Consider the following 18,820-nt stretch of genomic DNA (forward strand, 5'->3'; position numbering starts at 1 on the left):
GGGTGTCGAAAAGGACACCCCGGGCCGCCCCGTTGCCGCGTCTGAAGACACTTGTGGCAGTTTTTGTCGGATTTATCGTGCTTTAGTGTTGTTTCTGATTGATATGGTGCAGGGCTTTTGGGGGCGTGCCCACCGGGCGGTAGCGTTCCGGCTAGGAAGACCGGCTGGGAAGACCAGGCGCCACCCGCCCGCACGACATCGCAAGGAGCCCCGCCCGTGGTGCAGGACAAGACGGCCGTCCCGGTACCGGAGAGGCCCGCGGCGGGCGATCCCGCGGACGGCTCGGCGGCCGGCCCGGTGAGCGGTCCGGCGGGCGGTCTCGCGGACCGTCCGGTGGCCGGGGGCGCGGACGGCCCGCCCGGCGCGGAGGACCCGTCCGGCGCGGAGACCCCGCCCCCTGCCTCGCGCCTGGCACTGCCCGCCCGCGTCGCGGGCGCGGTGGCCGGCGGCCTGCTGATGTTCCTCGCCTTCCCGCCGCTCGGGCTGTGGTTCCTCGCGCCGCCCGGCATGACCCTGGCGGTCCTAGCGGTCCGCGGCACCCGTCCGCGCCGGGGCGCGTGGCTCGGGTTCCTGGCCGGGGCCGCCCTGCTGCTGCCCGGCCTGCACTGGGTGAGCCCGATCGGCGCCGACGCCTGGCTGGGCCTGGTCGCGATGGAGAGCGTCTTCTACGCCGCCTGGGGGGCGGGGGTCGCCCTGGTGACCCGGTTGCCCCTGTGGCCGTTGTGGAGCGCCGCGCTCTGGGTGGCGGCCGAGTGGGCGCGGGGATGGTTTCCCTTCGGCGGATTTCCCTGGGCGCGGGTGGCCTTCAGCCAGGGGGAGTCGATCTTCACCCCGTACGCCGCGCTCGGCGGGGCGCCGCTGGTGAGCTTCGCGGTGGCCCTGTGCGGCGGCCTGCTCGCCCTGGCGGCGGTGCGCTCGTTCCCCGCCCTCCGCTCGATCGCGGCCTCCCGCCCGATCGCGTCCTCGGGCCCGCCCGCCTCTCCCGGCCCCCGCCCCGCCCGGGGCGCGCGCCGGGGACGGGCGCTGGCCCTGCCGCTGGCCCTGCCGCTCGCCGGGGCGCTCGCCGTGCCGGCCGCGGCCCTCGCCGTTCCCCGGTACGGAGACGAGGGCAGGAGCGTGACCGTCGGCGTCATCCAGGGCAACGTCCCCGGCCGGGGCATGCACCCGCTGGGCGACGAGCCCGCCGTGGTCCTCGGCAACCACACCCGGATGCTCCACCAGATGGCGCGGGACGTCAGGGAGGGCAGGACACCCCGCCCCGACCTCGTCGTGCTTCCGGAGAACTCCACCGACATCGACCCGCTGAGCAACGAGTTCGCCCGGAACGAGATCGACGCGGCGGTCAAGGACGTCGGGGTGCCCGTCCTGGTCGGCGCCGTGGTCAGGATCGGCGAGAACAACCGGGCGACCCGCAGCATCGTCTGGGACCCGGTCACCGGTCCCGGCGCCTACTACGACAAGCAGCAGCTGGTCCCCTTCGGGGAGTTCACCCCGCTCAAGGGTCTCGTGCTGGCCCTGTTCGAGCGGGCCTCCCTGGTCGGCAGGCAGTCGGTGGCGGGCACCCGCGACGGCGATCTCAGGCTGGGCCCGGTGACCGTCGGGGCGATCAACTGCTACGAGGTGGCCTTCGACGGCATCGTGGGCGACACCGCCAGGACGGGCGCCACGCCGCTGGTGGTGCAGACCAACAACGCCACCTACGCCCTGACCAACCTGCCGCCCCAGCAGCTCGCCATGTCCCAGCTGCGGGCCGTGGAGCACAATCGAGCGGTGATCACTTCCGCGATCACCGGCATATCGGCGTATGTGACCCCGAGCGGTTCGATCGCCTGGCGGACCGGCGAGCTGGTGCCGGCCATGAACGTGCTGACCGTTCCGGTCAGGACCGCGCGGACCGTCGCCACCCGCGTGGGCGCGCTGCCCGAATGGGCCCTGATACTTGTGGGTGCGGGTGCGGTGGCCGCCGCCTGGCGGCGCCGGAGACCCCGCGTGGGGCACTCCGTGAACCGGGAGGATGATCAGCAGGTGGGAGACGCGTGATGAAGCGAAGGCTTGGTCGGGTGCTCGTCATCGTCCCGACGTACAACGAGCGGGAGAACCTGCCGCTGATCACCCGGCGGCTGCGCGAGGCGGTGCCCCAGGCCCACCTCCTGATCGCGGACGACGACAGCCCCGACGGCACGGGGGCGATCGCCGACAAGCTGGCGGCCGACGACGACCACGTCCACGTGCTGCACCGGCCGGCCAAGCAGGGACTGGGCGCCGCCTACATCGCGGGCTTCCGCTGGGGTCTGAAGGAGGGCTTCGGCGTCCTCGTGGAGATAGACGCCGACGGTTCCCACCAGCCGGAGGAGCTGCCCAAGCTGCTGGCCGCGCTGGCGAAGGGGGCCGACCTGGCGATCGGGTCCCGGTGGGTGCCCGGCGGCAAGGTCGTCAACTGGCCCGCCTCGCGGGAGTTCCTGTCGCGCGGCGCCAACATCTACACCCGGCTGGTGCTCGGCCTCCCGGTCAGGGACGCCACCGCGGGCTTCCGCGCCTACCGCGCCTCGGCCCTGGAGAAGCTCAACCTGGACGACGTCGAGTCGCGCGGCTACTGCTTCCAGGTGGACCTGACCCTGCGTACGGCCGTCTGCGGGATGCGCGTCAAGGAGGTGCCCATCACCTTCGTGGAGCGCACCGTCGGGGCCAGCAAGATGAGCCGCGGCATCGTGGTCGAGGCCCTGTGGCGGATCACCGTCTGGGGCGTCACCGGCCTGCCCGCCCGCCTGCGCCGCCGCCGCGATCGCCGTCGCTGACCTCGCGGCTCCGCGGCTCCGGGGTCTCGCGTCCACCCGGACGGTCCGGGCGGCCCGGACGCGGCTCCGCGGTCCCGCGGCCGGGCCGTCCGGGGCGCTCCCGCGAGGCCGCCGGACTCCCCGGGGGGCGCGATCCTGAGAGTCCGCTGAGGACGCCGTCCACGCTGAGCGAAAGCGGAACGCGCCGCCGCTCCGGGACGTTGTTCATGTCGTACGGCTGTCGCACGAGTTGAGGCGAAAATGCGCATTCTGCTGTTCCTGACCTTCCTCGTGGTGCCGGTCCTCGAGATATGGGTGCTCATCCAGGTCGGCCAGGTCATCGGCGGGTGGCCGACGGTGGCCCTCCTGCTCGCCGACAGCCTGCTCGGCGCCTGGATCGTGCGCCGCGAGGGCCGCCGGGCCTGGCGCAATCTCCAGGGCGCGCTGCAGAGCGGCCGGATGCCCGACCGCGAGCTCGCCGACGGCGGGCTGGTCCTCGTGGGCGGCACGCTGCTGCTCACCCCGGGGTTCCTCACCGACATCCTCGGCTTCCTGTGCCTGCTGCCGTTCACCCGGCCGATGGTCCGCAGGCTCGGATCCTGGTTCTTCGCCCGCCGGGTCCGCACCCTCGTCGCCAGGAACGCGGCGGGCGCCGGGCTCGGCTCGCCGTTCGGCGGCCCGGGATCTCCCTTCGACGTGCTGCGCGACGCGGGGAGGCCTCCGGGCTCGGGGCCGGTCGTCCACGGCGAGGTCGTCCGCGACGAGCCGGGGGGCGCGGGGGCGCCGGGTGGCGCCGGAGACTCCGGCCGGGGTCTCACCGATCGCTGAGCGCGGCCAGGCGGCGCAGCGAGAACCGGAACAGGGCCGCGTTCAGCGGCTTGATCACCTGCCAGCCGAGCCGTCCGGCCGCGCCGAACGGCACGTCGAGATCCTCCTCCCAGACGATCGTGCTGCCGCCGCCCTCGCGGGGCAGCACGCGGAAGACCCCGGTGCCGCGCACCGGCCACCCGGTGTGCCGGACCCCCACGCTCCTCGGCGGGTCCCACTCGGTGATCTCCATGGTGTCGAGGAACCCGGCCGGTCCCACCCCGGTGAAGGCCTCCAGGCGGCTCCCGACGCTGTGGCCGTTCCCGGCGGTGACGCGCGCCCGGGTCAGGACCATCCACTCGTCGTGTCTCGGCCAGTTGGTGAGCACGGCGAACACCCGTTCCGGCGGGGTGTGCGCGTCCACCGAGACGCTGATGCGGGAACTGGTCATGCCCGGATCCTTCCCTCGTGGCCGGTGGCCGACCCTCGGGCGTCGCCGTGTCCGTGAGATCCTGCCATGGACGTTGACAGGAAAACCCTGTTTTTCTACCTTTTAAGTCGGAATTTCGCATGACTCGGAATCGTGAGGGTGTGACGGCGCGACACGCGCCGCGGCGAGCCCGGGGCGGTCCGCGGCCGCGAGAACGGGGAGAGGGGCGGTTTCGCACATGACCGCGTTCACGCAGGGAACCGGCCTGGTCGAGGTCCGGCCGGTCGGCTGGGACGACGCGGCGGCCGTGGCGCTCCGGCGGGCCATGACGGAGGAGATGGACGCCCGCTACGCCGACGTGCTCGCCGCGGGCCTCATGCCCAGCGGCATGAACGTCGAGCCGGGGACCGTCGCCTACACCGGGGTCGCCCACGCGGCGGAGGGCGTCGCGGTCGGCCACGTGGCGCTGCGCCGGCTCGGTGACGACATGGAGCTCAAGCGGATGTTCGTGACCCCGTCCCACCGGGGCACCCGCGTGGCGCGGGCCCTGCTGGCCGCCGCCGAGGACGCGGCCCGCGCGCTGGGCGCGCCCCGGGTCGTCCTGCAGACCGGTCCCCGCCAGCCGGACGCGGTGCGGATGTACGAGCGGGAGGGCTACACCCCCATCCCCGTCTTCCCTCCCTACGACCGGCTCCCGGGCTCCCTCTGCTTCGAGAAACTCCTCTGACGCGGGCTTCGCACGCCGGGGGCCGGGCGTTCCGGTGGATCTCCCGCCCGCCGGGAGCCGGGCCTTGGCCGGTCCCCGGACACGGGTTCGCCGGCCCGGCCGAGGGAACGGCCGGACCGGCGAGGCGCTCGCGGGCGTCCGTCTAGGACGGGGACGCCGCGTACTCGGGACTGTCGACGTAGATCTGACCGAAGTCGATCGCCGGGGCGAAACCGGCGAAGTTGCGCTGGACCTCGGCTCTCTCCGCCGTGTTCGGGTTCGGGTTGGTGCAGCTCGTGCCCGCGCTCGCGCCGGACATCAGGTCCGTGCACCGGCCGGTACGCCGGTCGGGCAGGCCCAGGATGTGGCCGATCTCGTGGGCGGCGATGCGCAGCGGGTTGTGGCCCTGCGCGGTCGCCTGCCGTCCCATCCACACCGTTCCGCGACCCAGGCTGGTGGGCTGCGCGCGGGGCCAGCCGTTGTCGGCGAGCACCACGAAGTCCGCGGGGCTGCCGGCCACCAGTCGTACGTTCGAGACGCTGGAGTTCCAGATCTGGGCCGCCTGGTCGACGGCGGACCGGAACTCCGCGGCCCTGCTCGCGTCGTATCTGAGCACGCGAACCGCCGCGGTGCGGGCGTCCGCCGCGTGGGCGGGCGTCGCCTGGGCGGGGGTAACCGTCACCAGGAAGGCCAGCCCCAGGATGAGGGCGACGCCGAAGCGGATGATCCTTGACATCTCTAGCGGGCCTCCTCGGCCATCGGGGGGTTGCTCACGGGGAGCAGCTGGTGAGGAGGCGAGATCAGCCGGTGACGAGCGTCAGCCCGTACGCCGAGAGGATCTCGTTGACCGGCTGGTGGTAGGTCGTGCCGCCGACGCTGCAGTTGCCGGAGCCGCCTGAGGTGACACCCTGGGCCTGGCTGCCGGAGATGAACGAGCCGCCGGAGTCGCCGGGCTGGGCACACGCGCTGGTGCGGGTCAGGCCGCTCACCGTGCCCTGCGAGTACCTCACGCTGGCGTTGTGCTGCTGGATGACGCCGCAGCGCCAGCCGGTGGTGGAGCCGGAGCGGCAGATCGAGGCGCCGACCGAGGCCTGGGTGGAGCCGCGCACGGTGACGTTGGCGCCGCCGGAGCCGCGGACGTAGGGGGTCACGGTGTGGCCGGGGGTGGAGACCCAGGCGTAGTCGTTGCCGGGGAACGACGAGCCGTAGAAGGTGCCGGAGGGGCTGCTGGTGGTGGCTCCCGCCCTGCCGCAGTGGCCGGCGGTCACGAAGCCGGGGGCACTGCCCCGGCGCGCGGAGAAGCCGATGCTGCAGCGGCTGCTGCCGATGTAGTAGGCGTTGCCGCCGATGATGTTGATGAAGGCCTGGGGCTGCTCGGTGGAGAGCACCACCTTCACGACGCCCTTGTCGGCGCCCGCGGCGGCGGCGAGGGCCTCGCCCGCGGCCTGGCTGCCGGCGAGGATCACGACGCTGTTGGTCGTGACGTCGACGTACCAGAGGGACGCGCCGGCCTTCGCCTCCGCCGACGCCCCGTCGAGCTTGGCCTTGACGGCCTCGAGGTTGGCCAGGGAACGGCCGACGATCACGGGCTGCGCGCCCTTGGCCCTGATGGCGCCCGCGTCGGCGGCGTCGGTGGTGGCCACGGAGAGCTGGGAGGCGTCACCGTTGAGCCAGGCGCCGGCGTACTCGGCGCCGAGCTCCTGGGTCAGGGCGGCCTCGGAGGCGGCCGCGCGGTGCTCGTTGGCCAGGCGCTGGACGGCCTGCTCGGCGGTGAGACCGAGGTCGCGCTGGAGGGCCTCGATCATCGTTGCGGGAGGCTGGGCAGGGGGGGCGGATGCCGCGACGGCGGGCGCCACGGTGGCGACCAGGTACAGGGCCACGGTAGCGGCGCCGGTCAGGAGGGTACCTCGACGTAACATGAACACTCCTTGTGAGGGGTGATGTCAAGGTATGGGGGAGAGGCCTGCGGAGGGATCTCCCAAAGAATCCCTATCGCGATGTTATGGGGACCTTGATGGCTTTCTGGGGCGATGAACGGTGAGGGCACGGCGACCTGTGCGAGGACCGCGGACGCCTTTCCCCTGGAGGCGTGATGTGACCGAAACGGTCGAGGAATATGGCCGAAACGGCGGGCGAGTGATCGACGATCGCGTGATTTCCCCCTCGCGCGGCCGGGGGGAACTCTGGAAGACTGGTCGCCGCGCCTTCGGCGCACGGGTGCCGACTTTTGACAGCGATCAAACGGAGCAGCGTCGATGACTTGTTCTGGACATCCAGAACTCGCGAGGATGGGTCGCTGCGCCGCACGTGCGGCCGCCCGCGGGGAAGGCTCCCTCGCGGGATCCGTTCCGTGTCTCCCCCGGACGCGCCCCGCGCGGACCGTCGTCCCGGCCTCCCACCGTCCGGCCGTCACGGCACGGATGTCACAGAAGGACACGTGTCATGACTGACGAAGCCGCCGCCGACGGCGGGAGCGAGGAGACGGCGACGCTGCCGCGCCGCGTCGACGCGCTCCGGTGCCCGCACACCGAGCCCGGCGAGCGCCGCTGCGTCCTGCCACCCGACCACGATCTGGACCACGTCTACCCGCACCAGAAGGCTCCCGCGCTGTGCGCGGGTGAGTGACGGGCCGGCCGCCCACCGGTCGTTCCCGCCTCCGGCCCCGCGGACAGGCCCGCCGGTGCGGGGGAGATCCCCTCAGAGGGCGCCGGCCACCTCGGCGGCGGCCACGGCCGCGCGGACGGCCTGCGCCGGGTCACCCTCGTGGTAGCGCCGCTCGCTGGGTTCGATGTTGTCGAGGAACTCCTGGTAGCGGAGGGCGTACGCGAGATGCTGCAGCGGTTCCGCCAGGATCAGCGCGCGGGCCGGGTCGCAGCCGGGGACGCTCGCCGCCCACGTCTCGCACCAGGCCTCCGCCGCCGCCTCCCAGCGGTCGGCGGGCAGGAAGTCGCGGGGCCGCAGCCCGTCGAGGGCGGGGTGGCCGTAGTGGCTGTCGGCGAAGTCCAGCACGACGGTGCCGCGCGGCCCCGACACCCAGTTGCCCGGGTGGAAGTCGCCGTGCACCAGCGTGCACGGCAGGCCGCAGGACTCCAGCGCGGCGGTCAGCGACGGCAGGCGGCCGGCCAGCCGGTGGGCCAGGCGCAGCTCCCCGGCGTCCAGGTCGCCGGCCGCCTCGCCGTCGAGCAGCCCGCCCACCAGGGCGGCCAGGGCCGAGGGCGTGCGGTCGAGGAGCCCGCCGGGCCGCCCGCCGCCCCAGCGCCCGGCGAGGGCCGCCTGCGCCCTCGCCAGCCGGCTCACCGCCTCGGCGACGATCTCCCGCGGGGCGTCGCGACAGTCGGCGCCGGGCACGTGCTCCAGGAGCACCCGCCGGTTCGGGGTGTCGGCCGCCACGACGGCGGGCACCAGGCCGGGGTCCTCCGCCGCGAGCATCCCGATCGCGCGGGCCTCGTCGGCGGCGAAACCAGGAGTGATCTTCAGCCAGACCGGCCCCGGACTCGTGGGGATGCGGAACAGCCCCGCCAGGTTCCACGTCCTCACCTGACGCGCGGGCCCCTCGGGGGGCCTGCCCGCCTCGCGCAGCGCGGTCCCGGCCCAGCCCAGTGCCTCGCGCACCCCCGAGGCCTTCGCCCACTCCGCCCGGTGCGCCACGGGGGCCGTCAGGTCCGCGGGCGCGGACGGCCTCCCGGCCGCGTCCGCGGCGCCGGACCCGAAGGAGGCCGGGCCGGCCGCAGGGCGGCCGAGGGCCTCGACGTGGTAGGTCGTGTGGCCCTCGCGGGGGCCGCGGCCCCGATCCTCGGCGTCGACCAGGCGCAGCACCACCACGGGCGTGCCGAGCGTCTCCTCCAGGTGGGCCACGACCGATCCGACCTCGGCCCACCAGGGGTCGGCCACCGGGAACGGCCCGACCGTTCCCAGCCACTTGTCGCCGGCCGTCACGAGGGCGCTCACCGTGCGGCCCGACGCCTCGGTTTCGCTCACGGGGTGCTCACCGTGCGGCCTGATGCCTCGGCTTCGCTCACGGGGGCGTTCACCGTGCGACGCGATGTTTCGCTCACGCGGGCAGTGTGCCGTCGGGGAGGCCGTCGCCGCCACGGGTTTTCGCCGGGCCTCCTCGGGCCTCCCCTGGCCCTCCCCTGGCGGGGAGGGTGCCCGGTCAGTGCCCGGGGCCGTGGTCGTCGAACAGGGACGGCTCGCGCCGCCGGTTCGGCCGCGCGTGGGGTTCCATCGGCCCGGCGGGGTGGCGGTCGTCGCCCGCGCGGTCGCGCCGCAGCTGCGACCGGAGTTCCGCGTCCTCGCGCAGCTCCTGCTCGGAGGGGGACAGGAAGATGGCCAGGAGCAGTCCGAGGGTGAGCAGGCTGATCCCGACGAGCAGGGGCAGCATGAAGTCCATCCCCTGTGCCCCGCTCGCCGGCGCGGCGTCGGCGTGCGCACCGACGCCGACGGCGAACATGCCGGTGTAGTGCATTCCATTCACTGCGAGTCCCATCAGCAGGGCGGCGCCGGTGGTGGCGAGCGCACCGCGTACGCGCAGGCTGAACCAGAGCGCCACCGTCGCCGCGACCACGGCGATGAGCAGCGACAAACCGACCAGCAGAGGGTCGTAGCTCACGGGCGCGGACATGTTCATGGCCGCCATGCCCAGGTAGTGCATCCCGGCCACGCCCAGGCCGGTGAGCAGCCCGCCGCCGACGAGCGCGCCGGTGCTGTTCTCCCTGCGCGAGACCAGGAAAAGGCCGGCGCCGACGACGACGACCGCGAGCAGCGCGGACGCGACGGTCAGCGGTACGTCGTAGCGGATCGACGTGCCCTGCACGTCGAAGCCCATCATCGCGATGAAGTGCATCACCCAGATGCCGGTCCCGCCGATGGACAGGGCCGCGCCGCCGAGCCAGCGCGCGCGCGAGCCGCCCTCCGCCCCGCGCGCCCGCGCGGCGAGCAGCAGCCCCAGCAGGCAGCCGATGCTCGACATGATGTACGAGGCCGCCGGCGTGACGAACCCGTAGGCGAAATGGTCGATGGCAGGCATGGCGGGCTCCTGGCGGAGGGGAGAGGGTTGGAACGTGCCAAAGGGAGGTCGGGTCTGGCGGCGTGCGGGATCGGTCGTGGGGTGACCCGGACCGTGACTGGTTGACCGACCAATCACTGCGAGGGGTGCTCACCTTACAGTTCCGTGGCTCCGAATGGCCATAATGGGGTGATTAAGAATGTCTAAAAGGATCACTCGGTGACTGTTCCGCTCACGTGAAGTGAACATTCCAGGAGAGGAGGAGAGCCGATGACCAGGCTCACCGGTCAAGGACGGAAGACGCCGCCCCCGGTATGGCCGGAGGACCGCTACGAGGTCGTCTGCGAGCGTGTCGAGCCGCACGGGGGCACCCGCGACCGCTACCACTTTCCCCGGCACGCGGTGCACTCGGCTCGTGACCTGGAGACGGCCGGGCTCGCCAGGAGGGTGCGCGTGGTCAGGCTGTCCGACGGAGTGGTGATCTACGACCGTGTCGACGGCGTCGACCTGCCCGCCGACGAATGGTGATCCACCGGTTCCCCGGAGGAGGGCGGGGGAGCCGGGTCAATCCCCCGGGCGGGGGTAGAGATTCTGGATGGACGCCGATGCGCCACCCGCGCCGGCCGCCCTGGGTGGTGCCGTGAGTGTCGAGGAGTGGTCGTGGACGGATCCATGTCATCTGTACCGCGAACGGACGGGAATCGCGGGAACGGCAGGATGAGGCCCTGCGAAGGACGCGCGAGAATGCTCGCGGGACTGGCCGAGGCCAGCCACATGAGCGCGATGGAGGATCTACCGGCCATCGTCGAGGAGCACGCCGCCCACGTCGGGCTGTACGACGTGCTGATCTACCTGGCCGATCTGCAGCAGGAAGTGCTGCGCCCGCTGAACGGCCATGGCGCCGGTGAGGAGACGGATCGGGAGAAGGGCGAGCTGCGGATCGACGGGACGCTGGCGGGCCGGGCCTTCCAGGAGGTGCGCATCCTGTCCAGGCCCCCTCTGGAAGACGAACCGGGCCGTTGGTGGGTGCCGCTGCTCGACGGCACCGAACGCCTGGGGGTACTGCGCGTCAGTCTCCGGCCGCGGACGGACGGGAAACGGGCCCAGGAGGACATGAGGCATCTCGCGTCCATGGTCGCGCTGCTGCTGGCGAGCAAGCACTCCCAGAGCGACTCCTACGCCCGGCTGGTACGGACCCGGCCGATGAACGTCGCCGCCGAGATGCAGTGGAACCTGTTGCCGCCGCTCACCTTCGCCACCGAGAAGGTGGTGATCGGCGCCGCGCTCGAACCGGCCTACGAACTCGGTGGCGACGCCTTCGACTACGCGCTGGCCGGCGATTCCGTCCACCTGGCGATCTTCGACGCGATGGGCCACGACGCGTCCGCGGGGCTGACCGCGAACCTCGCGGTGGCCGCCTGCCGCAACCGCCGCCGCCAGGGCGCCGACCTCGTCGAGGTCAGCGAGGGGATCGAGGAGGTGCTGATCGAGGAATTCGGCGTGGGCAACCGCTTCGCCACGGGGATCCTGGCCGACCTGGACATGCGTACCGGCGTGTTCACCTGGGTCAACCGCGGGCACCACCCCCCGGTGGTGATCAGGAGGGGGCGCTGGGTCGCCACCCTGCAGTGCCCGCCCGCTCACCCGATGGGTCTCGGCCTGGCACTGGCCGTGACCCCGTGCAGGGAGCAGCTGGAACCCGGCGACCGCGTACTCCTCTACACCGACGGCATGACCGAGGCCCGTAACCGGCTGGGGCAGGAGTTCGGCCTGGAGCGCTTCGTCGACTTCATCATCCGCCGCAACGCCGACGGCCTTCCCGTACCGGAGACCTTGCGCCGCCTGATCCGCAGCGTGCTGGAGTATCACGACGGGAGGCTGCAGGACGACGCGACCGTCCTGCTGGTGGAGTGGCGGGGCGGCGCCCAGGGGAAACTGCGCCTCTGAACCGGGCGCCGCGGAGGCCGTGCCGCCCGTGCCGGACGCGGGGCGCCGGGGTCAGGGCGCGGACAACCCCGGAGGGTAGGGGCTCTCGCCGTCCCGGATCGCCGCGAGCATCCGGGCCGCGTACGCCCGCACGGCCTCGTGCAGGCCGTGGCCGAAACTCACGCGGGCCACCCCGAGGTCCGCCAGCTCGCCGAGCGACGGCGTGCCGGGGCGGAACAGGATGTTGATCGGCCCGCCGATCCCCTCCACCAGCGCGCGGACGGCCCCCGCCTCGGCCGCGAAGATCGGATAGACGCAGTCGGCGCCCGCCTCCAGGTAACGGCGGCCCCGCCGCACCGATTCGGCCAGCCTCTCCTCGGCGCTCCCCGTACCGTGGATGTAGGTGTCGACCCGGGCGTTGATCACCAGGTCCACGCCCGCGGCGGTCGCGGCGGCCCTGACGGCGCCGAGGAGGGCGGCCTGCTCGTCGACGTCGGCCATCGCCCCGGTCCGGGGGTCGGAGTCCTCCAGGTTGCAGCCGGACGCCCCCGCGGCGACCAGCCGCTCGACCAGCTCCGCGGGCTCCAGCCCGTAGCCGCGCTCCATGTCGGCGGTGACGGGCAGGCCGACCGAGCGGCTGATCCTGGCGATCGCGGCCAGCATCTCCCCGACGGGCGTCTCCTCGCCGTCGTCGTACCCGAGCACCGGGGCGATCGCGGCGCTGCCGGTGGCGATCACCGGGAAGCCCGCCGCCTCGACGGCGCGGGCCGACGCGGCGTCCCAGACGTTGGGCACCACCAGCGGACGGCCGGGTACGTGCAGCGCCCGCAGCGCCGAGGCCTTCCCGCGGGCCGTGGACGCGGTGCCGCCGGTGTCCTCGCTGGTAGAAGTGGTCATGGGAGCGACCCTAGGGGGAGAGCGGACCGATCTTAAGGGCCAATTCCGCGCCAATCCATTGGGCCACTTCCCCTCGGGCCCGCCGCCGGGGGAGGAGCCGGACGCCCTTCCGTGGCCGGGACGGCCCTCCGGGATCGGGAAAGCGTGAGACCCCCGGCCCTGGTGGGCCGGGGGTCTCACGCTTTCCGAACTCTCTGAAATCGGTCAGGCGCTCTTGCGGCGCTGGGCGCGTAGAATCGCCAGGCGCTCGTTGAGCACCTCCTCCAGGTCCTCGATCGTGCGGCGCTCCAGCAGCATGTCCCAGTGCGTCCGTGGGGGCTTGGCCTTCTTTGCCTCCGGCAGCTCGCCGTCCACCCGGAGGGCGGTCGCGCCGCACATGCGGCACTCCCAGGTCGCCGGGATCTCGGCTTCAGCGGCAAGCGGAACGTCGAATCGATGACCCTTCGGGCAGGTGTAGGACACCTCCTGGCGCGGGGCCAGATCGGTGTTGCGGTCGTTCTCGTAGCTGGTCGCCCCGAGTCTGGTGCCGCGTAGCGCACGCTCGCCCATGTCTGAATGCCTCCTGAGGGCCCCGTCGTGAGGGGTTCGTCTCCCACGGCGTACAACGCTTGATACCGTGTGTGGATTCCCACAGACAGGGTGATCCAATCGCACGTTCTTGACCCGGTCTGCGAAGGGCCCTCTTTTCTGGGGTTTCTCAGATGCGTTCGGGCACCTGGTTTCCGGCCGCCCTGATGGCCTTGGGCAGGTCGATGAGGGCGAGCAGCACGAAACCGAGCACGAAGAAGATCATCAAAGAGATGATGCCCAGGCGGTAGCTGTCGGTCAGCTGGAGCGCCAGGCCGAGGGTGAACGAGCCGAGGAACGTCGAGCCCTTGTCGCTGATCTCGTACAGGCTGTAGTACTCCGCCTCCTTGCCCTTCGGGATCACATGGGAGAACAGCGACCGCGACAGGGCCTGGGTCCCGCCCATCACGATCGCGATGGCGAACGCCAGCGCGAAGAAGGGCAGGGCCGCGCCCCTGGGCAGGAAGTAGGCCACGGCCACCACGGCGATCCAGGCGATCAGCGCGACCATCACGACCCGCTTGGCCCCGTACGAGGCGGCGAGCCTGCCGAGCAGCAGGGCTCCGAAGAAGGCCACGAACTGCACCATCAGGATCGCCTGGATCCGCACGTCCTGGGCTAGCCCGAGCTCCTCCTGGGCGTAGGTGGCCGAGAAGGAGATGACGGTCTGCACGCCGTCGTTGTAGATGAGATAGGCGACCAGGAAGCCCAGGGTCAGCGGGTAGCGCCGCAGCTCCCTGATCGTGCGGCCCAGCTGGCGGAAGCTGCCGGTCACCGCCTGGACGGTCGACTCGGCGCCCGAGGGGAGCGCCCGCCGGTTGCGCAGCCGCAGCAGCGGGATGATCGTGAACCCGCCCCACCACAGGCCCGCGGACGACAGGGCGATGCGCACGGCGTCGCCCTCGGTGACGCCGAAGGACTCGTGGTAGAGGAAGAGCACCAGATGGAGGGCGAGCAGCAGGCCGCCGCCGAGGTAGCCGAAACCCCATCCCCTGGCGGAGACCTTGTCACGCTCGTCCGCCGTGGCGATCTCCGGCAGGAACGAGTTGTAGATCACGAACGCGGCGGCGAAGGCGACGCTGGACACCAGGAACAGCGCGCCGCCCAGCAGGTAACGCCCGTCGGCGACGAACCAGAAGCAGACGGTCGCACCGGCGCCGAGGTAGGCGAACAGGCCGAGAAGCTCCTTCTTGCGGCCGGTGTGGTCGGCCAGCGCGCCCACCAGGGGCATCAGGATGATCTGCAGGATGGCCGCGAAGCCCACCACGAAGGAGTAGTAGGCGCTGGGCCGCACGTCGAACCCGATCACGTCCACGTACGGGCGCCCCTGGGCGGCGGCCTCCGCGATCGTCGTCAGGTACGGGCCGAGGAAGACCGTCAGGATGGTGGTCGGGAAGGCGGAGTTCGCCCAGTCGTAGAAGTACCAGCCGCGTTGCTCGCGGCGCCGGGACTGGGGGGAGTCCTCGACGGCCTGTTCGGAGGTCATGAGCGGTCCTCGGTCTGTCGGGAGGCGGGGGGAAATCGGGGAATCGAGGGAGGAGCGGGGAACGGGCGGAGGACTCGCGCCCGCGCGGCCTACGCGGCGAGACGACCTGGATACCACTGGCCGCGGGACTCCAGCACGTCGCGCAGCCCCGAGATGTTGTCGGTCATCAGGCCGTCCACACCGAGGTCGAGCAGGCGTTCCATCACCCCGGTGTGGTTGACGGTCCACACGTGGATCTGCATGCCGAGCGCGTGGGCCGTGCGGATCAGGGCGGGCGTGGTGATCCGCAGGCCGCGGAAGCCCACCGGCACCTGCGCGCACGGCACACCGGCGCGGGCCAGGCGGGCGAGCAGGCGGCCGTACCCGGAGGTGGTGGCGGCGGCGCGCAGGGTCGCCACGCCGCGCGGGCCCAGCGAGGAGCACACCTCGCGGCCGACCGCGGCGCGGGCCCTGGCGAGCCGCTCCTCGGAGAAGGAGGTGAGGCAGATCCGGTCGTGGGAGGCGGTCCTGCCGATCGCCCGGGCGAGCGGCGCGATGGCCGCCGACTCCTTGACGTCGATGTTGAAGCGCGCCTCGGGCCACGAGCCCAGCAGGTCCTCCATCAGCGGTATCTCGTCCACGCCGCCGATCCGCGCCTCGCGCACCAGCCGGTACGGCAGCTCGGCGATCCGGCCCCGGCGGTCGGTCACCCGGTCCAGGGTGTGGTCGTGGAAGGCCAGCAGCACCCCGTCGGCGGTGGCGTGCGCGTCGGTCTCCAGATAGGTGTAACCGAGTCCGACGGCCCGCTCGAAGGCGGGAAAGGTGTTCTCCCTGCCCTCGGCGGCTCCACCCCGGTGGGCGAAGGGCAGGGGGCCGGGATGGTCGAGGAAGGGATAACGGCGTTGCACGTGCAGGAGTATGCCCCCTGCGAGCTGGACGCGTCATCGCGGGCGGGTGAACGTTTGGATCACAAGGTGCCGAACGGGACGCGGCCGGACCCCGGGCAGGACTTTGCCCTGGCCTGCCCATCGCCGTGGATGATGGGAAATACCTGGTTGTCCACGGCCGACCTCGCTGTTTCGCCTGATTTCCGGTTTTCCGGGGCGCGGCGGCGTCGAGGCGGAGGTCCGTGAGAACGGAGGCCGCGCATGAGCAAGGGAAGCACGTCCGGACGCCTGGCGAGCGTGAGCGGTTTCGCCGACGACCGTCTCGGCACGGCGGGATTCCTCAAACGGAACATGCGGAAGATCTTCCCTGACCACTGGACCTTCCTGCTGGGGGAGATCGCTCTCTACTCGTTCGTCATCCTGCTGCTGACCGGCACGTTCCTGACGTTCTTCTTCAAGCCCGTCATGGAGGAGGTCGTCTACAACGGCTCCTACTCGCCGCTCAAGGGCATCGCGATGTCCGAGGCGTACGCCTCGACACTGGACATCAGCTTCGACGTGCGCGGTGGCCTGCTGATGCGGCAGATGCACCACTGGGCGGCCCTGCTGTTCATCGGCGGCATGATGATCCACATGCTCCGGATCTTCTTCAACGGGGCGTACCGCAAGCCGCGGGAGCTGAACTGGCTGATCGGCGTCGCCCTGCTGGCCCTCTCCCTGTTCGAGGGCCTGACCGGCTACTCGCTGGCCGACGACCTCCTCTCCGGCGCCGGGTTGCGGATCACCGCCGGTGTGGCGCAGTCACTGCCGCTGGTCGGCACCTGGCTCACCTTCCTCCTCACCGGCGGCGAGTATCCCGGCGATGAGATCATCCCGCGGTTCTACTCGATCCACATCCTGCTCCTGCCGGGCATCCTGCTGGCGCTCATCACCGCCCACCTGATCCTGACGTGGGTGCTGAAGCACACGCAGATGCCGGGCAAGGGCCGCACCAACGACAACGTGGTGGGCGGGCCGACCTACCCCTCCTTCATGGCCAAGTCGGGCGCCTACTTCATGTTCACCTTCGGCGTCATCGCGCTGCTGGGCACCTTCGCCCAGATCAACCCCGTCTGGCTGTACGGCCCCTACACGCCGTCCGACATCTCGGCGGGCTCCCAGCCCGACTTCTACCTGGCGTTCCTGGACGGCTCGCTGCGCCTGATGCCCTCCTGGGAGATCAACCTCTTCGGCACCGAGGGGGGCACGCTGCCGATGAGCGTGATCATCCCGGCGCTGCTCCCGCTGGGGATCATCCTGGTGGGCCTGGTCCTGTACCCGTTCGCCGAGCAGTGGGTCACCGGGGACCGCCGCGAGCACAACATCGTCGACCGCCCCCGCAACAACCCGCACCGCACCGCGATCGGCATGTCGGCGGTCACGTTCTACGGCGTCCTGTGGCTGATGGCCGCCACCGACGTGATCGCCGCGAACTCCCGCCTCTCGATAAACGAGATCATCTACACCGGCAGGGTCCTGGTCTTCCTCGGTCCGGCCGTGGCGTACTACGTCACCTACCGGATCTGCCTGGGCCTGCAGCGCCGCGACGCCGAGGCTCTCGGGCACGGTGTGGAGACCGGTGTGATCAAGCGCCGGCCCACGGGGGAGTACATCGAGGTCCACGTCCCGCCCATGGAGTCCATCGAGGCCCAGGTGCGCGGCAAGGAGCCGGTCCCGATCCTTCCGGGGACGGCCGAGGACGGCGACGGGGAAGGTGTCCCGGCGCACAACGGGAAGCATCACCCGCTCCGCAGGCTTCGCGCCATGATGAGCAGGGCGTACGGCGGGGAGAAGGTCCCGCTCGACGGCGACCGGGACCACGACGGCCACGGTGAGCACGACGGGCGTGACCGCGACGGCCGCGGCGAGCACGACGGGCGTGACCGTGCCGGGCGCGCGGCCGTCGGGCCGGGAACGGACGAGAACAGGTCGCCGTGACCGGCCCGGCGGCCGCGCGCCCTCACTCCTCGGGCGGCACCTTGCCCGACCACTCCTGGCGGCGGGCCTCGGCCACCGCGATCGCCGCAGCCACCGCGACGTTGAACGAGCCGACCCGGCCGACCTGCGGGATGTAGCAGACGCCGTCGGCGGCCTCCAGCAGCGCGGGGGAGCACCCGTGGTCCTCGCTGCCCACCACCAGGCACACGTCCCCGCCCAGCTTGGCCTCGGACAGGGGCACGGCGTCCCCGGTCAGCTCCACCGCGATCACCGCGAACCCGTCCTCCTTGGCCGCCCGTACGGCTTCCAGGACGGGGACCGGCTCCTCCCAGGCCACCAGCCGGTCGGTGCCCAGCGCCGTCTTCTGCGCCTTGGGGTTGGTCGGCGGCGTGGCGTTTCCCGCCAGCCAGATCCGCTCCACACCGAAGGCGGCGGCCGTGCGGAAGATGGAACCGATGTTGAACGGGCCGGTCACCGACTCCAGGATCAGGGCCAGCCGCCCCTCGGTGTTCCTCCGCCAGGTGCGGTTGAGGCGCTTGACATCGGTCGGGCGCAGCTGCCTGCGCGGGTTCGCCGTCATCGGTCGTTCACCGTTCCTCGTCGTTCCTCGTTCGTCCCGTGTGTTTCGCGGTGATCCGCTTCTCGCCCGCCACCGTGCCGCCGCCCGTGCCCGCCCGTGCTCGCCTGCCCGTACCCGTCGCGCCGGCGTGCTCGCGGGGGAAGCGGGGGCTCACCGCGGCTCCGCCTCCGGGCGCGCCTCCACCCGGAGGATCCGGTACGAGGAGCGGGAGGCCACGCGCTCGGCGGGCCAGCCCCGCTCGTTCAGCCAGCGCTGCAGGGAGTCGGAGCCCAGGTGCTTCTGGACCACCAGGTGGGCGACGCCGTCCGGGGTGAGGCGCGACAGCCAGCGGGTCAGCATCTCGTGCATCGCGGCCTTGCCGATGCGGATCGCCGGATTGGACCAGATGGCGGAGAACCGCACCTCCGGCGGGACCTCGTCGACATGCATCGACCTTACTTTGTCAAGGGAGGCGGCCCTGGCGTTTCTCGCGCACAGCTCGATCGACCTGCGGTTGACGTCCACCGCCCAGACCGTCGCCTCCGGGGCGCGCGAGGCCATCGTCAGCGCGATCGGCCCGTAGCCGCAGCCCAGGTCGAGCAGGTCGCCGCCCGGCGGCGGAGGGGGGACGCTCTCCAGCAGGATCCGGGTGCCCTGGTCGACGCGCTCGGCGGAGAACACCCCGCTGTCGGTCTCCAGTCTCAGATGGAGGTCGGGGAGCACGAGCGTGACCGAGCCGGGACGGCCCGCGGTCTCCGGACGCTCCTCGAAGTAATGTGCCACGTCGTAGAACGTTACCAACGGCCGGGACCGGCTCAGG

At 72.0% G+C, this 18,820-nt stretch carries 21 protein-coding genes; 9 read left to right on the top strand and 12 right to left on the bottom strand.

Going from position 1 to position 18,820, the window contains the following annotated elements; all coding sequences use genetic code 11:
* Window positions 1-216 precede the first annotated feature (216 nt).
* The 3 genes from lnt to ACVCAG_RS30660 all read left to right on the top strand — a co-directional run bounded on the left by lnt (window position 217) and on the right by ACVCAG_RS30660 (window position 3,602).
* On the top strand, window positions 217-2,040 hold the full coding sequence (gene lnt, locus ACVCAG_RS30650; RefSeq protein ID WP_447190883.1) for an apolipoprotein N-acyltransferase: 1,824 nt from the start codon (window positions 217-219) through the stop codon (window positions 2,038-2,040).
* Window positions 2,040-2,795 (top strand): glycosyltransferase, encoded by a 756-nt coding sequence (locus ACVCAG_RS30655; protein WP_440087456.1) that lies wholly within the window; start codon window positions 2,040-2,042, stop codon window positions 2,793-2,795. Before lnt ends, ACVCAG_RS30655 begins: the two co-directional genes overlap by 1 nt.
* 240 nt (window positions 2,796-3,035) lie before the next feature.
* Window positions 3,036-3,602 (top strand): FxsA family protein, encoded by a 567-nt coding sequence (locus ACVCAG_RS30660; protein ID WP_440087457.1) that lies wholly within the window; start codon window positions 3,036-3,038, stop codon window positions 3,600-3,602.
* On the opposite strand, the gene ACVCAG_RS30665 is transcribed toward ACVCAG_RS30660, so the two are convergent.
* Complete coding sequence (locus ACVCAG_RS30665; RefSeq protein ID WP_440087458.1) at window positions 3,589-4,032, bottom strand: SRPBCC family protein; 444 nt, start codon at window positions 4,030-4,032, stop codon at window positions 3,589-3,591. The genes ACVCAG_RS30660 and ACVCAG_RS30665 overlap by 14 nt on opposite strands.
* A gap of 217 nt (window positions 4,033-4,249) precedes the next feature.
* Here ACVCAG_RS30665 and ACVCAG_RS30670 point away from each other — a divergent pair, with 217 nt between their 5' ends.
* Window positions 4,250-4,738, top strand: coding sequence for a GNAT family N-acetyltransferase (locus ACVCAG_RS30670; RefSeq protein ID WP_440087459.1), 489 nt, complete (start codon window positions 4,250-4,252; stop codon window positions 4,736-4,738).
* A 142-nt stretch (window positions 4,739-4,880) separates the two neighbouring features.
* On the opposite strand, the gene ACVCAG_RS30675 is transcribed toward ACVCAG_RS30670, so the two are convergent.
* Together ACVCAG_RS30675 and ACVCAG_RS30680 are read right to left on the bottom strand one after the other, a co-directional pair.
* Window positions 4,881-5,453 (bottom strand): snapalysin family zinc-dependent metalloprotease, encoded by a 573-nt coding sequence (locus ACVCAG_RS30675; protein ID WP_447190884.1) that lies wholly within the window; start codon window positions 5,451-5,453, stop codon window positions 4,881-4,883.
* A 64-nt stretch (window positions 5,454-5,517) separates the two neighbouring features.
* On the bottom strand, window positions 5,518-6,636 hold the full coding sequence (locus ACVCAG_RS30680; RefSeq protein ID WP_440087461.1) for an alpha-lytic protease prodomain-containing protein: 1,119 nt from the start codon (window positions 6,634-6,636) through the stop codon (window positions 5,518-5,520).
* Between the two features lie 175 nt (window positions 6,637-6,811).
* Between ACVCAG_RS30680 and ACVCAG_RS30685 the strand changes: the two genes are divergently transcribed.
* Window positions 6,812-6,976, top strand: a complete 165-nt coding sequence (locus ACVCAG_RS30685) for a hypothetical protein (protein ID WP_440087462.1) — start codon at window positions 6,812-6,814, stop codon at window positions 6,974-6,976.
* A 183-nt stretch (window positions 6,977-7,159) separates the two neighbouring features.
* On the top strand, window positions 7,160-7,342 hold the full coding sequence (locus ACVCAG_RS30690; protein ID WP_440087463.1) for a hypothetical protein: 183 nt from the start codon (window positions 7,160-7,162) through the stop codon (window positions 7,340-7,342).
* Between the two features lie 72 nt (window positions 7,343-7,414).
* On the opposite strand, the gene ACVCAG_RS30695 is transcribed toward ACVCAG_RS30690, so the two are convergent.
* Entirely contained in the window at window positions 7,415-8,695 is a 1,281-nt protein-coding gene (locus tag ACVCAG_RS30695; RefSeq protein WP_447190885.1) for a phosphotransferase, read from the bottom strand.
* Window positions 8,696-8,870: 175 nt separating this feature from the next.
* Window positions 8,871-9,743: an MHYT domain-containing protein gene (locus ACVCAG_RS30700; protein ID WP_447190886.1), complete on the bottom strand. Its 873-nt coding sequence runs from the start codon at window positions 9,741-9,743 to the stop codon at window positions 8,871-8,873.
* A gap of 249 nt (window positions 9,744-9,992) precedes the next feature.
* On the opposite strand from ACVCAG_RS30700, the gene ACVCAG_RS30705 reads away from it, so the two are divergent.
* Both ACVCAG_RS30705 and ACVCAG_RS30710 read left to right on the top strand, forming a co-directional pair.
* Window positions 9,993-10,250, top strand: coding sequence for a hypothetical protein (locus tag ACVCAG_RS30705; protein WP_447190887.1), 258 nt, complete (start codon window positions 9,993-9,995; stop codon window positions 10,248-10,250).
* Between the two features lie 216 nt (window positions 10,251-10,466).
* Entirely contained in the window at window positions 10,467-11,669 is a 1,203-nt protein-coding gene (locus tag ACVCAG_RS30710; protein WP_447190888.1) for a PP2C family protein-serine/threonine phosphatase, read from the top strand.
* A gap of 51 nt (window positions 11,670-11,720) precedes the next feature.
* Here ACVCAG_RS30710 and ACVCAG_RS30715 read toward each other — a convergent pair whose 3' ends face one another.
* From ACVCAG_RS30715 to ACVCAG_RS30730, 4 genes are all read right to left on the bottom strand, one after another.
* Entirely contained in the window at window positions 11,721-12,545 is an 825-nt protein-coding gene (locus ACVCAG_RS30715; protein ID WP_440087469.1) for an isocitrate lyase/phosphoenolpyruvate mutase family protein, read from the bottom strand.
* A gap of 204 nt (window positions 12,546-12,749) precedes the next feature.
* Window positions 12,750-13,094 carry an RNA polymerase-binding protein RbpA gene (locus ACVCAG_RS30720; RefSeq protein WP_089205581.1) on the bottom strand — a complete coding sequence of 115 codons (345 nt, stop codon included), beginning with the start codon at window positions 13,092-13,094 and terminating at the stop codon, window positions 12,750-12,752.
* A gap of 148 nt (window positions 13,095-13,242) precedes the next feature.
* Window positions 13,243-14,598: an MFS transporter gene (locus tag ACVCAG_RS30725; RefSeq protein WP_440087470.1), complete on the bottom strand. Its 1,356-nt coding sequence runs from the start codon at window positions 14,596-14,598 to the stop codon at window positions 13,243-13,245.
* A gap of 89 nt (window positions 14,599-14,687) precedes the next feature.
* Window positions 14,688-15,485 (bottom strand): glycerophosphodiester phosphodiesterase, encoded by a 798-nt coding sequence (locus tag ACVCAG_RS30730; RefSeq protein WP_440087471.1) that lies wholly within the window; start codon window positions 15,483-15,485, stop codon window positions 14,688-14,690.
* A gap of 240 nt (window positions 15,486-15,725) precedes the next feature.
* Between ACVCAG_RS30730 and qcrB the strand changes: the two genes are divergently transcribed.
* The gene (gene qcrB, locus ACVCAG_RS30735) at window positions 15,726-17,441 is read left to right on the top strand and encodes a cytochrome bc1 complex cytochrome b subunit (RefSeq protein WP_447190889.1); all 1,716 of its coding nucleotides are present in this window, start codon (window positions 15,726-15,728) and stop codon (window positions 17,439-17,441) included.
* A gap of 22 nt (window positions 17,442-17,463) precedes the next feature.
* Here the strand turns inward: qcrB and ACVCAG_RS30740 are convergent, their stop codons facing one another.
* Genes ACVCAG_RS30740 through ACVCAG_RS30750 form a run of 3 tightly spaced genes read right to left on the bottom strand, consistent with a single transcriptional unit; the run spans window position 17,464 to window position 18,783 of the window.
* Window positions 17,464-18,021, bottom strand: coding sequence for a TrmH family RNA methyltransferase (locus ACVCAG_RS30740; protein WP_440087473.1), 558 nt, complete (start codon window positions 18,019-18,021; stop codon window positions 17,464-17,466).
* A 7-nt stretch (window positions 18,022-18,028) separates the two neighbouring features.
* Window positions 18,029-18,175, bottom strand: a complete 147-nt coding sequence (locus tag ACVCAG_RS30745; RefSeq protein WP_440087474.1) for a hypothetical protein — start codon at window positions 18,173-18,175, stop codon at window positions 18,029-18,031.
* Entirely contained in the window at window positions 18,172-18,783 is a 612-nt protein-coding gene (locus ACVCAG_RS30750; RefSeq protein WP_362686291.1) for a class I SAM-dependent methyltransferase, read from the bottom strand. Before ACVCAG_RS30750 ends, ACVCAG_RS30745 begins: the two co-directional genes overlap by 4 nt.
* Between the last annotated feature and the right edge of the window lie 37 nt (window positions 18,784-18,820).

The sequence above is a fragment of the Streptosporangium sp. G12 genome (assembly GCF_052983175.1).

Bases quoted from the DNA above. Each gene is read 5' to 3' on its own strand.
- ACVCAG_RS30655 (WP_440087456.1), top strand. From the start codon at position 2,040: ATGAAGCGAAGGCTTGGTCGGGTGCTCGTCATCGTCCCGACGTACAAC.
- ACVCAG_RS30660 (WP_440087457.1), top strand. From the start codon at position 3,036: ATGCGCATTCTGCTGTTCCTGACCTTCCTCGTGGTGCCGGTCCTCGAG.
- ACVCAG_RS30665 (WP_440087458.1), bottom strand. From the start codon at position 4,032: ATGACCAGTTCCCGCATCAGCGTCTCGGTGGACGCGCACACCCCGCCG.
- ACVCAG_RS30670 (WP_440087459.1), top strand. From the start codon at position 4,250: ATGACCGCGTTCACGCAGGGAACCGGCCTGGTCGAGGTCCGGCCGGTC.
- ACVCAG_RS30675 (WP_447190884.1), bottom strand. From the start codon at position 5,453: ATGTCAAGGATCATCCGCTTCGGCGTCGCCCTCATCCTGGGGCTGGCC.
- ACVCAG_RS30680 (WP_440087461.1), bottom strand. From the start codon at position 6,636: ATGTTACGTCGAGGTACCCTCCTGACCGGCGCCGCTACCGTGGCCCTG.
- ACVCAG_RS30690 (WP_440087463.1), top strand. From the start codon at position 7,160: ATGACTGACGAAGCCGCCGCCGACGGCGGGAGCGAGGAGACGGCGACG.
- ACVCAG_RS30700 (WP_447190886.1), bottom strand. From the start codon at position 9,743: ATGCCTGCCATCGACCATTTCGCCTACGGGTTCGTCACGCCGGCGGCC.
- ACVCAG_RS30705 (WP_447190887.1), top strand. From the start codon at position 9,993: ATGACCAGGCTCACCGGTCAAGGACGGAAGACGCCGCCCCCGGTATGG.
- ACVCAG_RS30710 (WP_447190888.1), top strand. From the start codon at position 10,467: ATGCTCGCGGGACTGGCCGAGGCCAGCCACATGAGCGCGATGGAGGAT.
- ACVCAG_RS30715 (WP_440087469.1), bottom strand. From the start codon at position 12,545: ATGACCACTTCTACCAGCGAGGACACCGGCGGCACCGCGTCCACGGCC.
- ACVCAG_RS30720 (WP_089205581.1), bottom strand. From the start codon at position 13,094: ATGGGCGAGCGTGCGCTACGCGGCACCAGACTCGGGGCGACCAGCTAC.
- ACVCAG_RS30725 (WP_440087470.1), bottom strand. From the start codon at position 14,598: ATGACCTCCGAACAGGCCGTCGAGGACTCCCCCCAGTCCCGGCGCCGC.
- qcrB (WP_447190889.1), top strand. From the start codon at position 15,726: ATGAGCAAGGGAAGCACGTCCGGACGCCTGGCGAGCGTGAGCGGTTTC.
- ACVCAG_RS30740 (WP_440087473.1), bottom strand. From the start codon at position 18,021: ATGACGGCGAACCCGCGCAGGCAGCTGCGCCCGACCGATGTCAAGCGC.